The sequence below is a fragment of the Streptomyces sp. NPDC107765 genome (assembly GCF_055657085.1).
In genome coordinates, this window is sequence record NZ_JBVKBL010000014.1 from 177,763 (window position 1) to 190,996 (window position 13,234).

At 73.5% G+C, this 13,234-nt stretch carries 12 protein-coding genes; 7 read left to right on the top strand and 5 right to left on the bottom strand.

Annotated features, from left to right (window positions below; all coding sequences use genetic code 11):
* Window positions 1–446: 446 nt before the first annotated feature.
* Entirely contained in the window at window positions 447–1,748 is a 1,302-nt protein-coding gene (locus ACZ7MX_RS30015) for an aspartate aminotransferase family protein (protein ID WP_472136524.1), read from the bottom strand.
* On the bottom strand, window positions 1,745–2,587 hold the full coding sequence (locus tag ACZ7MX_RS30020) for a nitrilase-related carbon-nitrogen hydrolase (protein ID WP_472136525.1): 843 nt from the start codon (window positions 2,585–2,587) through the stop codon (window positions 1,745–1,747). Before ACZ7MX_RS30020 ends, ACZ7MX_RS30015 begins: the two co-directional genes overlap by 4 nt.
* Before the next feature lie 179 nt (window positions 2,588–2,766).
* On the opposite strand from ACZ7MX_RS30020, the gene ACZ7MX_RS30025 reads away from it, so the two are divergent.
* From ACZ7MX_RS30025 to ACZ7MX_RS30035, 3 genes are all read left to right on the top strand, one after another.
* The gene (locus ACZ7MX_RS30025) at window positions 2,767–3,198 is read left to right on the top strand and encodes a MarR family winged helix-turn-helix transcriptional regulator (protein WP_472136527.1); all 432 of its coding nucleotides are present in this window, start codon (window positions 2,767–2,769) and stop codon (window positions 3,196–3,198) included.
* Window positions 3,195–4,694: an MFS transporter gene (locus tag ACZ7MX_RS30030; protein WP_472136529.1), complete on the top strand. Its 1,500-nt coding sequence runs from the start codon at window positions 3,195–3,197 to the stop codon at window positions 4,692–4,694. The genes ACZ7MX_RS30025 and ACZ7MX_RS30030 overlap by 4 nt, the downstream gene beginning before the upstream one ends.
* 81 nt (window positions 4,695–4,775) lie before the next feature.
* Window positions 4,776–5,330, top strand: coding sequence for an isochorismatase family protein (locus ACZ7MX_RS30035; protein ID WP_472136531.1), 555 nt, complete (start codon window positions 4,776–4,778; stop codon window positions 5,328–5,330).
* On the opposite strand, the gene ACZ7MX_RS30040 is transcribed toward ACZ7MX_RS30035, so the two are convergent.
* Window positions 5,314–6,810 carry an amidase gene (locus ACZ7MX_RS30040; RefSeq protein ID WP_472136532.1) on the bottom strand — a complete coding sequence of 499 codons (1,497 nt, stop codon included), beginning with the start codon at window positions 6,808–6,810 and terminating at the stop codon, window positions 5,314–5,316. The genes ACZ7MX_RS30035 and ACZ7MX_RS30040 overlap by 17 nt on opposite strands.
* A 282-nt stretch (window positions 6,811–7,092) precedes the next feature.
* Here ACZ7MX_RS30040 and ACZ7MX_RS30045 point away from each other — a divergent pair, with 282 nt between their 5' ends.
* Window positions 7,093–7,836 (top strand): hypothetical protein, encoded by a 744-nt coding sequence (locus ACZ7MX_RS30045; protein ID WP_472136534.1) that lies wholly within the window; start codon window positions 7,093–7,095, stop codon window positions 7,834–7,836.
* Window positions 7,837–7,910: 74 nt separating this feature from the next.
* Window positions 7,911–9,011 (top strand): calcium:cation antiporter, encoded by a 1,101-nt coding sequence (locus ACZ7MX_RS30050; protein ID WP_472136536.1) that lies wholly within the window; start codon window positions 7,911–7,913, stop codon window positions 9,009–9,011.
* Between the two features lie 501 nt (window positions 9,012–9,512).
* Here the strand turns inward: ACZ7MX_RS30050 and ACZ7MX_RS30055 are convergent.
* Window positions 9,513–10,250: an SDR family NAD(P)-dependent oxidoreductase gene (locus ACZ7MX_RS30055; RefSeq protein WP_472136538.1), complete on the bottom strand. Its 738-nt coding sequence runs from the start codon at window positions 10,248–10,250 to the stop codon at window positions 9,513–9,515.
* 152 nt (window positions 10,251–10,402) lie between these two features.
* Here ACZ7MX_RS30055 and ACZ7MX_RS30060 point away from each other — a divergent pair, with 152 nt between their 5' ends.
* Together ACZ7MX_RS30060 and ligD are read left to right on the top strand one after the other, a co-directional pair.
* The gene (locus ACZ7MX_RS30060) at window positions 10,403–11,029 is read left to right on the top strand and encodes a class I SAM-dependent methyltransferase (RefSeq protein WP_472136539.1); all 627 of its coding nucleotides are present in this window, start codon (window positions 10,403–10,405) and stop codon (window positions 11,027–11,029) included.
* 81 nt (window positions 11,030–11,110) lie between these two features.
* Entirely contained in the window at window positions 11,111–12,082 is a 972-nt protein-coding gene (gene ligD / locus ACZ7MX_RS30065) for a non-homologous end-joining DNA ligase (RefSeq protein WP_472136541.1), read from the top strand.
* A 160-nt stretch (window positions 12,083–12,242) separates the two neighbouring features.
* On the opposite strand, the gene ACZ7MX_RS30070 is transcribed toward ligD, so the two are convergent.
* Window positions 12,243–13,142, bottom strand: a complete 900-nt coding sequence (locus tag ACZ7MX_RS30070) for a hypothetical protein (protein ID WP_472136543.1) — start codon at window positions 13,140–13,142, stop codon at window positions 12,243–12,245.
* Between the last annotated feature and the right edge of the window lie 92 nt (window positions 13,143–13,234).

Sequence of the window (13,234 nt, forward strand, 5' to 3'; positions counted from 1 at the left end):
GGCTCGTCCCCTCCCGTGAGGGGATGGGAATGCGGTGCGTGGGGGCGGGCGTTGGGGCATGCAAGGGGACCTGGGAACCCCTACGGGACGGTCGAACAGAACCCGTAAGGGTCGCAAGGGCCCCCTGCGGGGCCACAACCAACCGGGCGGGGCGAGGCATTCCCAAGACCACATGACACCAGGTGCGCGGGCAACGACGCGCGCCCCCACCCACCCGCACACTCCCCCAACGGGAGGGGACGGGCCGGAGGGGCCTTGTTCGTGGACGTAAAGCGTCAGCAGTCCACGAACAAGGCCCCGCAGGACCGTCACCGCACCCACCACAACCCAGCCCGCCGCAGGCGCAACGGCGAGACGACCCGCGGCGCCGCAGACAGGTACGTGCGGGGCGCCGCAAAGCGCAACGGCGAGCGAGCCCCGCGGCGGGACGGCCAGGTACGTGGGCATCAAACAGCCCGTAGCGCCGCGGCAAGCGCTTCCGCGCCTTCCTCCGCCTCGGCCACCGTCAACGTCATCGGGGGAGCGATCCGTAGCGCCGCGCCGCCCTGGCCGCCCTTGCCGATGAGGAGGCCGCGTTCGCGGGCGGCCTCCAGGACCTGGGTGGCGGCTTCCGGGGACGGGACGTCGGTGCCGGGGCGGACCAGCTCGAGGCCGATCATGAGGCCCCGGCCGCGTACCTCGCGTACCACGTCGAGGCCGGCCGCGACCGCCCGTAGGCGCTCGATGAGCAGGCCGCCGACCCGCCGGGCGTTCCCCTGGAGGTCGTGTTCGAGGAGGTAGGTGAGGTTGGCCAGGCCGGCGGCCATCGTGACGGGGCTGCCGCCGAAGGTGGAGATGGAGTTGGCGGGCAGCGCGTTCATCACCTCGGCGCGGGCCACCACCCCGCCGATGGACATGCCGTTGCCGATGCCCTTGGCGAACGTGAGCAGGTCCGGCGGGCCGTTGTCCGCGTGGGCCTGCCAGCCCCAGAAGTGGTCGCCGGTGCGGCCCCAGCCGGTCTGCACCTCGTCGCTGATCCAGAGGATGCCGTGCCGGTCCAGGACCTCGCGGAAGGCCGCGTAGAGGCCGTCCGGCGGCAGGGTGAAGCCGCCGACGCCCTGGACCGGTTCGGCGATCAGCGCGGCGACGCCGCCGGCCGTCTGCTGGAGCATGTCCTCCAGGTCGGCGACGCAGGCCGCGATGTACGCCCGGTCGTCCAGGCCGGCGTACGGGCCGCGGCTGCGCACCCCGCCGTGGACGTAGAGCGTCTGGAGGGGCGAGAGGCTGGTCGGTGACCAGCTGGTGTTCCCGGTGACGCCGACGGTCGAGAAGGACCGGCCGTGGTAGCTGTTGCGCATCGCCAGGATCTGGTTGGAGCGGCGGTGATTGGTGGCCAGCAGGAGGGCGGCGTCGTTGGCCTCGGTCCCCGAGGTGGTGAAGAAGACCCGGGCGTCGGGGATGCCGGAGAGCGCCGCGATCCGCTCCGCCAGATCGATCATGGGCCGGGAGAGGTAGAGCGTCGAGGTGTGGATGATGCGGCCGGCCTGCTCGCTGACGGCCTTGGTGACCTCGGGCAGCGCATGGGCCGTCATGGTGGTGAGGATGCCGCCGAAGAAGTCGAGGTAGCGGTTGCCCTCGGCGTCCCAGACGTACCGGCCCTCGCCGTGGGTGAGCTCCAGGGGCCGCTCGTAGTAGAGGCTGAGCCAGGAGGGCAGCACGGCCCGGTGGCGGGCGTGCAGGTCCGTCGCGTCATGGGGGTGGTGGGTCACGGCTGCACCAGCCCGTCGTACGCGTCGGGGCGGCGGTCGCGGTAGAACGCCCACTGCTGGCGGACCTCGTCGATCAAGGCGAAGTCCAGGTCCCGCACGACCAGTTCCTCCTTGGAGTCGCTGGCGACCTCGCCGACGAACCGGCCGCGGGGGTCGACGAAGTAGCTGCTGCCGTAGAAATCGTTGTCGCCGTACTCCTCGACGCCGACCCGGTTGATCGCCGCGACGAAGTACTCGTTGGCGACGGCGGCCGCGGGCTGCTCCAGCTTCCACAGGTAGGCGGACAGGCCGCGGGAGGTGGCGGAGGGGTTGTAGACCAGCTGGGCGCCGTTGAGGCCCAACTGCCGCCAGCCCTCCGGGAAGTGGCGGTCGTAGCAGATGTAGACCCCGATCTTGCCCACGGCGGTGTCGAAGACCGGCCAGCCGGCGTTGCCCGGTTTGAAGTAGTACTTCTCCCAGAAGCCCTTGACCTGCGGGATGTGGTGCTTGCGGTAGGTGCCCAGGACCGTGCCGTCGGCGTCGATGACGGCCGCGGTGTTGTAGTAGAAGCCGGACTGCTCGACCTCGAAGACCGGGACGACGATGACCATGCCGGTTTCGCGGGCGAGTTCCCGCATGCGCCGTACGGTCGGGCCGTCGGGCACCGGTTCGGCCCAGCGGTAGTGCTCCGGCTCCTGGACCTGGCAGAAGTACGGAGCGTTGAAGACCTCCTGGAAGCCGATCACCTTCGCGCCCTGCGCGGCCGCCGCCCTGGCGTGTTCCTCGTGCTTCGCGATCATCGATTCGGTGTCGCCGGTCCAGGTCGCCTGGACCAGTGCGGCACGCACAACATCGGCCATGAGCTGCTCCCTTGTCCTAAGTCAGCCTGCAGCCCACGCGGGTCTACGCGTGTGGAGGTGACCGTAGGCCCCGCCATGGGTGCTGGCAAGACCATCTCCAGCGTGGCGCGTCCGCGGCGGATCGTCGATTTTGGCAGGCAACCTTGCAAGTTTGCCTGTTGATCTCTTACGGTGGAGGCATGCCGGACAAGGAACAGGAACGGCTCGCGACGGACCTGCGGGCGACTCTCTCCCAGCTGATGCGACATCTGCGCATCGCCTCGTCGGACGGCGAGTTCACGCCCTCCCAGCGCGCGGTGCTCTCCCGGATCGAGACCGACGGTCCGGCCACGATCGCGGCGCTGGCCCGCGCCGAGCTGGTCCGGCCGCAGTCGATGCGGCTGACCGTCGGCGCGCTGGAGGAGCGGGGGACCCTCGCCCGCAGCCCGCATCCGACGGACGGCCGCCAGGTGGTCTTCTCGCTCACCGAGGAGGGCCGCCGGCTGATCGACATGGTGCGCCGGGCCAAGCACAACTGGCTCGCGGTGGCCATCGCCGACCGGCTGAGCCCGCAGGAGCAGCAGACCCTGGCCGAGGCGACCGGGCTGATACGGCGGCTGACGCAGGAATGAGCGACTCCGCCGCCGGGGACGGTGCCGGCGCCCGCTCGACGGCCGCGCCGGACCGCTCCGCCGGGCCCGCGCGCCCCGAGGACCGGGCCTTCGGCGCCCGGCTGATGACGCCGCTGCTGCTCGGCTCGCTGCTCAACCCCGTCAATTCGACGATGATCGCCACGTCGTTGGTGGCCATCGGCCAGGACTTCCGGGTCGGCGCCGCGGACACCGCCTGGCTCGTCTCCGCCCTCTACCTCTCCAGCGCGGTGGGCCAGCCCTGCATGGGGCGGCTGGCCGACCGGATCGGCCCGCGCCGGGTGTTCCTCGCCGGGACGCTCGCCGTCTGCGCGGCGGGGCTCCTCGGGGCACTGGCGACCGGCTTCACCCTGCTGATCGTCTCCCGGGCCGTGCTCGGCATCGGTACCGCGGCGGCCTATCCCGCCGCGATGGCCCTGCTGCGCGCCGAGTCCCGCCGGCTGGGCCGGCCCACGCCCCGGTACGTCCTGGGCCGGCTGTCGCTGGCCGCGCTGGGCAGTGCAGCGGTCGGGCCCACGCTCGGCGGGCTGCTGGTCGCCACGGCGGGCTGGCGCGCGGTGTTCGCGGTCAACGTCCCGCTGGCGCTGCTGGCCGGGGCGGGGGCGCTGGCCTGGCTGCCGGCGGACGGCAGGCAAGGTGGTGCGCGGGGCGGGGAACGGGGCGGCAGCGGCAACCGGAGCGCCGCCGTCGGGGGTGCCGGGTCCGCCGCCGGTTCGCTCGATCCGCTGGGCCTCGGGCTGTTCGCCGGCGCGCTGACCTGCGCGATGTTCTTCCTGCTGCGGCTGCAGGACCCGCAGTGGCCGCTGCTGGTGCCGACCGCCGTCCTGGGGGCCGTCCTGGTGTGGTGGCAGCTGCGGCATCCGGAGCCGTTCATCGAGCTGCGGATGCTCGCCCGCAACCGCGCGCTGGTGCTGACGTATCTGCGGCAGGGCCTGACGTACCTGGTCATCTACTGCGTGCTCTACGGCTTCAGCCAGTGGCTGGAGGAGGCGCACGGCTACTCGTCCTTCCACGCCGGGCTGGTCATGCTGCCGATGTCCGGCGCGGCCGCGGTCTGCGCGGTCGTGGGTGCCCGGACGAAGGGCATCCGCGCGCCGCTGGCCGTCGCCGCGGTCTGTCTCACCGCCGGCAGCACGGTCTTCCTCCTGCTCCACGGGGCCAGCCCGCTGCTGGTGCTGCTGTGCGCGGGAGCGCTGTTCGGCGTCCCGCAGGGCCTGGCCTCGACCGGCAACCAGGCGGCGGTCTACGCCCAGGCCCCGGCCGACGGCGTGGGCGCGGCGGCCGGGCTGCAGCGCACCGCCCAGTACCTCGGTGCCCTCACCGCCGCCGGCCTGATCGGGCTGCTCTACGGGCAGCAGGCCGCGGACCCCGGGCTGCACCGGGTCGCGCTGATCGGCGTGGTGCTGGGCCTGTTGCTGATCGTCCTGACCGTCGCCGACCGGACGCTGCGCCGCGGCGCAGCCCCGGCCGACGGCTGAATCCGGCCACCGGTCTCCGGCCTCAGTCGCGCCCCATCAACCCCATCAATGTCCTCAACCCCTCCATCCGCAAGGAGCGTCATGCCCGTCACCACTCTCGACCCGAAGACCGCCCTGGTCCTGATCGACCTGCAGAAGGGGATCACCGGGCTGCCCACCGTGCCGGTGCCCGCCGCCGATGTCGTCGGCCGGGCCGCCCGGCTGGCCGCCGCGTTCCGCGCCCGGGACCTGCCGGTCGTCCTGGTGAACGTCACCGGTGGCGCGCCCGGCCGTACGGAGTTCCCGTCGGCCGGCGGTACGCCGCCGGCCGACTGGGCGGAGCTGGTGCCCGAACTGGACCGGCAGCCCGGTGACCTCACCGTCAGCAAGCAGCGCTGGGGCGCCTTCCACGGCACCGGGCTGGACCGGGAGCTGCGCGAGGGCGGGGTGACCCAGATCGTGCTGGCCGGCATCGCCACCAGCATCGGCGTGGAGTCCACCGCCCGCGCCGCGCACGAGCACGGCTACCACGTCACCCTCGTCACCGACGCCATGGCTGACCTGGACGAGGCGGCGCACCGCAACAGCCTGGAGAAGGTCTTCCCGCGGCTGGGCGAGACCGGCAGCACCGAGGCGGTCCTCACGCTCCTCGGCTGACCACCGCGCCGTCGATCCGGCCCGGACGGTCGGGCGGCCGGTGCTCGTACCAGCGCAGTTCGGCTTCGAGCTGGGCGGCCAGCGAGATCAGGCGCGGCTCGCCGTGGGCCGGGCCGAGGAGCTGGGCGCCCAGCGGCAGGCCGTCCGCGCTGAACCCGGCGGGGACGCTCACGCCCGGCCAGCCGAGGACGTTCCACGGCCAGGCGTACGGGCAGGCGGCGATCATGGCCTGATCCGTGCGCCAGCCGCTCATCTTGGCGAGGGTGCCGATGCGCGGCGGCGGGGTTGCCGTGGTGGGCGTCAGCAGCACGTCATAGGGGCCGAACAGGGCGCCGATGCGCTGCTGTTGGCGTCTCTCGGCGGCCCGGGCGCGGCGCAGTACGGGCCCGCTCAGCAGCCGGCCCAGCCGCGCCGACCCGCGCGTCCGGCGGTCCAGCAGGGAGCGGTCGGGGACCCGGGCGGCCCACTCCCCCACCCCGACCGTGGCCCGCGGGACGAAGGCCAGGCCCACCAGCCCGTAGTCCGGCTCGGCCTCCTCGACGAAGTGGCCGAGCCGGGCCAGGGTGCGGGCCACGTCGGTGACCGCCGCCCGGACGTCGGGATGCAGCGGTTTGCGGGTGAAGGTGGTGGCCGCCTTCCAGGACAGCGCGATCCGCAGCCGGCCCGGGTCGCGGCGGACCGCTTCCTGGGCCGCGATGGCGGGCGGGCGGTGCAGATCGCCGGCGTGGTTGCCGGCGGCCACGTCCAGCAGCAGCGCCGCGTCCTCGACCGTACGGGCCAGCGGGCCGATGCCGGTGATCCCCTGGAACGCCTCGGGGTCCGGCCAGGTGGAGATGCGGCCGCGCTGGGGTTTGATGCCGACGAGGTGGGACCAGGCGGCGGGGATCCGTACCGAGCCGGCGCCGTCGGTGCCGAGTGCGGCCGCCACCAGGCCGGCGGCGACCGCGGCGGCCGAGCCGCCGGAGGAACCGCCCGGGGTGTGCGCGAGGTTCCAGGGGTTGCAGGTGTTGCCGAAGGCCGGGCCCTCGGTGAACGGCCACTGCCCCAGTTCGCAGGCGTTGGTCTTGCCGACGATGACCGCGCCGGCCGCGCGCAGCCGCCGGACCACCTCCGAGTCGCGTTCCTTCGGCGGGAATTCACCGGCGCAGCCGAAGGCGGTGGGCTCGCCCGCCACGTCGGTGTCGTCCTTGACGGCGACCGGCACGCCGAGCAGCGGCAGCCGCTCGCCGGCGGCGAGTCTGCGGTCGGCCTCGGCGGCCTCCGTGAGGGCCGCCTCGGCGCGTACCCGCCGGAAGGCGTTGACGGTGCCCTGGGTGGCCTCGATGCGCTCCAGCGAGCGCCGGACCAGCGCGGTGGAGGTCACGCTGCCGTCGGCCAGCGCCCGGGACTGCTCGGCGAGTCCCTCCAGTTCCCCGGCCGCGGTCCCGGTGTGCCGGGCCGGGGCTCCGGTCGCACTGTCCTGGCTCTCGTCAACGCTCACGCTGCGTGCCCTCCCTGGGACCGCCCATTCGAACGAACGGTCCCAGGAGGCTAATCGGCGTCGCCGCGCCCATCAACGCCGCCGCGCGGGACGGTACATCGACGACACACGGACGGCACACAGCGGCCGCGGAACGGGGGTGAGGTGACGTTCCGGACATCCGACGGACATCACGGGCGGTGGCGCACGACGGGCCGGCGGCAGGCCGGCGGAGCCCTTCCCGCGGCCGTCCGGCGCCCCGCCCTCGAACGCACAGCCGGGCAGCCGCTACGCTCCCCGGCCATGGATGACACCCTGCTGCTCCTGACCGTGGCGGCCGCGGCCCTCGTCGTGGGGCTGGTGGCGGGCTGGGCCGGCCAGACGGCCGCGGCCCGCCGGAAGCTGGCCCGTGAACAGAGCTTCTTCGGGCTGCCGGGCGGTTCGGAGTGCGTACTGGTCACCCACCGCGACAGTTCCTCGCCGCACTGGTCCATCCCGCGCCATGACGCGCTGGCGCTGCTGGGGCTGGCCGCGGTGATCGAGAACTGTGGTGCGCACCCGGAGGTGGCCCCGCACGACACCGGGCTCCAGGGGTTCGGGGCGCGCACCGAGTTCTGCGTCGGCGATCCCACCGTGCACCGCCGGCTGGCCGCCCACGTGGCCAGTCTGCTGCCGGGGGTCGCGGTGCACCCGGGCGACGAGTCCGGGGCCGGCCGGGGCACCTTCACCATCGGCGGTACGGCGTACCGGGTGGAGCCGGGTGCGGTGGAGTACGTGCTGCTGGCCCGGCTGACGGCGGGTGAGGGCGGCCGGCCGGTGTTCCTGGCGGCCGGGCAGCGTCCGGTCACGCACCGGGCCGCGGTGCGCCATCTCGTCCGCAACCGGGCCCGGCTGGCCCGCCGGCACGGTGCCGACGGTCAGTTCTGCCTGCTGCTGAAGGTGGTCAACTCGCAGGCGTACGGGCCGGACGTGGTCGAGGTGGTCGCGGACGTCACCAAGGCCGCGACCGCGCCGGCGGAGCCGAAGGGGCATCGGGCGGCGGCCTGAGCACGGCACGGCGGCCGGCCTGAGCGCGGTGCTTTTGCCGGGATATGTCCGGCTGGTCTGCGAAGCTCGTCGGCATGATCGCATCTCTCCGTTCGCCCTTCCTGCACTGGACGACGGTGGTGCCGGTGCTGGCGGTGGTGCTGCTCGGGCTGACGTGGGGGCGGTCGCTGCCGTCCCCGCTGGTCGGGCTGGTGTCGTACTTCCTGGCCGCGGCGGTGCTGTCCGCGGTGCACCATGCGGAGGTGATCGCGCACCGGGTGGGCGAGCCGTTCGGGTCGCTGGTGCTGGCGGTCGCGGTGACCGTCATCGAGGTGGCGCTGATCGTCACGTTGATGGTGGACGGCGGGGAGAAGAGCGCCGCGCTGGCCCGGGACACCGTCTTCGCGGCGGTGATGATCACCTGCAACGGGATCGTCGGACTGTGCCTGCTGGTCGGTGCGCTCCGGCGCAGGGTGGCCGTCTTCAACGCCGAGGGGACCGGGGCCGCGCTGGCGACGGTCGCGACGGTGGCCGGGCTGAGCCTGGTGCTGCCGACGTTCACCACGACCGCGCCGGGCCCGCGGTTCTCCACCCCGCAGCTGGTCTTCGCGGCGCTGGCCTCGCTGGTGCTCTACGGATTGTTCGTGGCCACCCAGACGGTCCGGCACCGGGACTACTTCCTGCCGGTGACCTCCGCCGGCGAGGTGATCGACACCGAGGACCACGCCGACCCGCCGACCGCGCGGGCCGCGCTGGCCAGCCTGGGCCTGCTGGCGCTGGCGCTGATCGCGGTGGTCGGGCTGGCCAAGGGGGTGTCGCCGGCCATCGAGTCCGGGGTGGCCGCGGCCGGTCTGCCGTCGTCGGTCGTGGGCATCGTCATCGCGCTGCTGGTGCTGCTGCCGGAGACCATCGCGGCGGTCCGCGCGGCCCGCCGCGACCGCGTGCAGACGAGTCTGAACCTCGGTCTCGGCTCGGCGATGGCCAGCATCGGCCTGACCATCCCCGTGGTCGCGCTGGCCACGGTCTGGCTGCCGGTACCGCTGGTCCTGGGCCTGGGCGCCAGCCATACGGTGCTGCTGGCGCTGACCGTGATCGTGGGCACCTTGACGGTCGTCCCCGGCCGCGCCACCCCGCTGCAGGGCGGCGTCCACCTCACCCTGCTGGCCGCGTACATCGTGCTGGCGGTCAGCCCGTAGCACCGTCCGGCGCCGGTGCTTCGGGGGCCCGTGGAGCCCCTGGGCGAGCGCACCCGCGCCGTGGGCCGTGGGTCCGGGGTCCGGGGGTCCGGGGGTCCGTGGGACGAACGCCCCGCGCGGCCAGCCGATCGGGTACGGAACCCGCCGCCCCCGGTGTCGCTCCCGTCCGCGCGGAAACCGGCGTGAGAGCACCTGAAGGATGTCATCGGACGATCACACCAACACGAGGCGGAGGTTGCTGCAGGCCGTGCTCGCGGTGGGCGCGCTCTCCGCCGGCCGCTTCTTCTTCCCGCCCGCGGACGGCACGCCGGGGGCAGCCGGGGGCCGGCCGGACCGTCAACGGCCCATCACAAACAGGCATCAATGGGTGAGAACGGTCACTCCGCAGCGCATTGCTCTGCCCTATGATTTATCGTTCAATTGGAAGCGGCGCCGAGCGCCCTCCCCCGAGCTGCCCCGGCCGAATTCCCCCGTTCGGCCGGGGCTTCCCCTTTTCCGGGCTCACCTCAGGTGCGAGGCACCGTTCACGTCCAGGACGGCCCCCGAGGACCAGATCGCCTCCGGTGAGGCCAGGTAGTGGACGGCCGACGCCACGTCCAGGGGCGCGGCCACCCGCCCGAACGGGCTCTGCTGCCGCACCTCCTCCGTCAGCCGGTCCGCGACCCGCTCGGTGGTCACGAACCCCGGCGCCACCGACGCCACCGCGATCCCGTACGGCGCGAGGTGCACCGCCAGGGACTGGCCCATCGCATGCAGCGCCGCCTTCGTCGCGCCGTACGCCGGATGGTCCGGCTCGCCGCGGTACGCGCCGCGCGAGCCGATGTTGACGATCCGGCCCTCCACCTCGCGCTCGATCATGTTCCGCGCCGCGCAGTAGCTCACATGCGCCGCGCCGAGCAGGTTGACGTCCACGATCCGCCGCCAGGCCCGCTGCCAGTCCTCGAACGAGGTGCGGTCCAGCGGATGCGCCTCGTTCGCCGCGGCGTTGTTGACCAGTACGTCGACGCCGCCCAGCCCCGCCACGGCGGCCGCGACCACCGCCTCGGCCCCCTCCGGCGTGCTCACGTCCCCGTGCACCAGCACGTGCCCGCTCCCCGCGAGCCCGGCGAAGGCCTCCTCCGCCGCCTCCCGCCGGGACGCGTAATGCAGCGCGACCCGGTCCCCGCCCGCGGCGAACCGCTCGGCAACCGCCCGCCCGATCCCCCGCGAGGCCCCCGTGACCAGCACTCCCCGGCTCATCGACACCCCTCCGTCGCTTCCGTCGCCCGCTCGGCCCACGCCTCTCGGCATACCGCAAACGATCTTAAGGAACGAGGCGGGGGCCGGCGGCGGCCGGGGTCCGCCGCCCCTCAGGGCAGCACCGTCACCGTGGGCCCCCCTACAGTCACCCCATGCCGTTCGATCACAACGACCACTACCACCGCCTGCTGCTACGGCAGCTGCCCCCGGACTGCCGTACGGCCCTCGACGTGGGGTGCGGCACCGGGCGGTTCGCGCGGCGACTGGCCGCACGGGGCATCGACGTCCATGCGGTCGACCCGTCGGCCGAGACGCTCGCCCGGGCCCGCGCCGCGACCGCGGGAACGCCCGGCGGACCGCCGGTGCGCTACCAGCAGGCGGACGCGGCCCGGCTCCAACTCCCGCCCGGCCACTACGACTTCATCTCCTGCCTGGCGAGCCTGCACCACATGCCCTTCGAGACGGTGAGCACCCTGCGGGCGGCGCTCGCGCCCGGCGGTGTCCTGGCCGTCCTCGGCTGCTATCCGGAGCGGTCGCCGGCCGACTACGCCTGGAGCCTGGCCGCCGCTCCGGTGAACGCCGCCGCCCGGCTCGCCGTGGGCGCGGCGGAGGCGCTCCGGCCGTCCGGTGCGTCAGATCCGGTACGGGCGCCGACCGCCCCACCGACCGTGCCACTCCCCCGCATCCGTCGGCAGGCCGCGGAGCTGCTCCCCGGGTGCCGCATCCGGCGCCTGCTCTTCTGGCGCTATCTGCTGGTCTTCCGCCGGCCCGCCGGCTGATCCGGCCGGCGGCCGGAGCGCCCCGCTCAGCCCGCCCGGCGCCGATCTGCAAACCCCCGCCCGTCGGCCGATGATCGAACCATGGCCCCCACCACCGGGCGCGGCCCGGCCCCGTACCCCGTGATCCAGCCGATGCTGGCCACGATCGGGCCGCTGCCCGCCCCGCACGAGGAGGCGGCCTGGGCGTTCGAGGCCAAATGGGACGGCGCGCGGTGCATCGTCAACACCCCGGGCGACGGCACGATCCGACTGGTCACCCGGGCGGGCAACGACGCCACCACGACGTACCCGGAGCTGGCGCCGCTCGGGCAGCAACTGCGGGGCCGGATTGCCGTGCTGGACGGTGAGGTCGTGGTCCTCGACGCGCGCGGCCGGCCCGACTTCGGGCTGCTGCAGCGCCGGATGGGCGTGGTCAATCCGCGCCGCACCGCCCGGCTGGCCATGGAGCACCCGGTCCACCTGGTCCTCTTCGACCTCATGTACCTGGAGGGGTCGCTGCTGGGCGCGCCGTACTTCGAGCGCCGCACCGCACTGGCCGGGCTGGGACTGCGCGGCCCCAATTGGTCGGTGCCCGGCCATGTGGAGGGCCACGGTCAGCAGGCCTGGGAAGCCTCGCTGCAGGGCGGCCTCGAAGGCGTGGTGGCCAAGCGGCTCACCTCCGTGTACCTGCCCGGGGTCCGGTCACCCGAGTGGCGCAAGACCAAGCATCTGGAGACCCTCGACGTGGTCATCGGCGGCTGGCTGGAGGGCCACGGCACCCTGGCCGGACTGCCCGGGTCCGTGCTCGCCGGGGTGGCGGAACCGTCCGGGCTGCGGTACGTCGGTTCGGTCGGCTCGGGGCTGTCCGACCAGGAGCGCCACGAACTGGCGCGGTACCTGGGGGTGATCCCGCTCGACCGCTCCCCGTTCGTCAACCCGGTGGACGCGTCGGGCGCCCACTGGGCCGAGCCCCGGCTCGTCGCCGAGATCGCCTTCAGCGGCTGGACCTCGGCCGGCCGGCTGCGCCACCCGATCTGGCACCGACTGCGACCGGACCTGACGCACTTGGGGTGAGGTGGGGGGGAGGAGGGGCAGGGACGGCTGTCCCCTAGCGCTCTTACGGGCGGCGGAACCTCAGCGCGTCACGGACGGCAGAAGGACCCCGTCACGCGTAGCGGAAGGAACTCTTCACGCGTGGCGGAAGGAGCTCGTCACGCGTAGCGGAAGGAACTCTTCACGGGTGGCAGAAGGTTGCCTCGGTGATCGAGCCGCCGGCGTTCTCGTCGTCCGAGCCGAGGACGCCCTCGTGGGACTTCGGCAGACAGGCCAGCGCCTCTATCTTGTGCCCGGAGAAGGTGGCGAGCCGCTTCGGTGCGTCGGACACCTTCAGCCGGACGGCGCCGTGCTTGCCGACGGACAGGCGGCCGGCGGCGTAGAGCGCGGAGGCGAACGGCCCGTCGTCGCCCGGATCCGAGGTGGACGACACGGTGAGCGCGCCCTCGGCGGAGAGCTTCACGTCGGAGATCTGCCGGACGTCCTTCTTCGGATACGGTGCCCGGAATTTCGCGGAATCCCGGGAGCCGAATGCATTGGTGGCCGGGTTCCACTCCGCCGCGGTGAGTTTCCCGGGGTGATCATCGCTTCCCCGGTCCGCCCATACCGCGGCTATTTTCCCGTGTCCGACGGCGGCCAGCGCAAATCCTTCGTAGTTTCCGTCCGGCGAAACACCGGGCAGCCGGAACGTGCGCAGTACCCGGACGGTGGTGTTCTCGCGGCGGATGCGGTACGCCGTCCCGTCGCTCGCCAGGGCCACGTACTCATGGGCCCGGCCCGGTACGGCGTCGATCGCCTCCAGGTCGACGGGCAGGGTGCCGCGCCAGGTCACGGGGGTCACCCGGGGGGCGGCGCCGGGGCGGTAGGCGACCGCGACCAGGCGGTTCTCGCCGGGCTTCTTGTTGTCACGGACGGCGAGGGTGTCCACCGTGTCGCCGTGCCGACCGTCGACCACGATGCCGCTGAGACCGGCCGTGATCCCGTCCCCGACGCGCTGCCAGCCCTGCGCCGCGCCGGCGGTCGCGGACGGTGCCAGGAATGCGGCGCCCACCAGGGCGACGCTGAGTGCTTTCTTGATCATCGGGCGATGGTAGGCAGTGCTCCGGGGCGCTGAACAGGTCCCGTAGGACACCTCTCTTACATTCCATCCCGCATTCCGGAGGAATTCCACCG

Bases quoted from the DNA above. Each gene is read 5' to 3' on its own strand.
- ACZ7MX_RS30020 (WP_472136525.1), bottom strand. From the start codon at position 2,587: ATGGCCGATGTTGTGCGTGCCGCACTGGTCCAGGCGACCTGGACCGGC.
- ACZ7MX_RS30025 (WP_472136527.1), top strand. From the start codon at position 2,767: ATGCCGGACAAGGAACAGGAACGGCTCGCGACGGACCTGCGGGCGACT.
- ACZ7MX_RS30030 (WP_472136529.1), top strand. From the start codon at position 3,195: ATGAGCGACTCCGCCGCCGGGGACGGTGCCGGCGCCCGCTCGACGGCC.
- ACZ7MX_RS30035 (WP_472136531.1), top strand. From the start codon at position 4,776: ATGCCCGTCACCACTCTCGACCCGAAGACCGCCCTGGTCCTGATCGAC.
- ACZ7MX_RS30045 (WP_472136534.1), top strand. From the start codon at position 7,093: ATGGATGACACCCTGCTGCTCCTGACCGTGGCGGCCGCGGCCCTCGTC.
- ACZ7MX_RS30050 (WP_472136536.1), top strand. From the start codon at position 7,911: ATGATCGCATCTCTCCGTTCGCCCTTCCTGCACTGGACGACGGTGGTG.
- ACZ7MX_RS30055 (WP_472136538.1), bottom strand. From the start codon at position 10,250: ATGAGCCGGGGAGTGCTGGTCACGGGGGCCTCGCGGGGGATCGGGCGG.
- ACZ7MX_RS30060 (WP_472136539.1), top strand. From the start codon at position 10,403: ATGCCGTTCGATCACAACGACCACTACCACCGCCTGCTGCTACGGCAG.
- ligD (WP_472136541.1), top strand. From the start codon at position 11,111: ATGGCCCCCACCACCGGGCGCGGCCCGGCCCCGTACCCCGTGATCCAG.
- ACZ7MX_RS30070 (WP_472136543.1), bottom strand. From the start codon at position 13,142: ATGATCAAGAAAGCACTCAGCGTCGCCCTGGTGGGCGCCGCATTCCTG.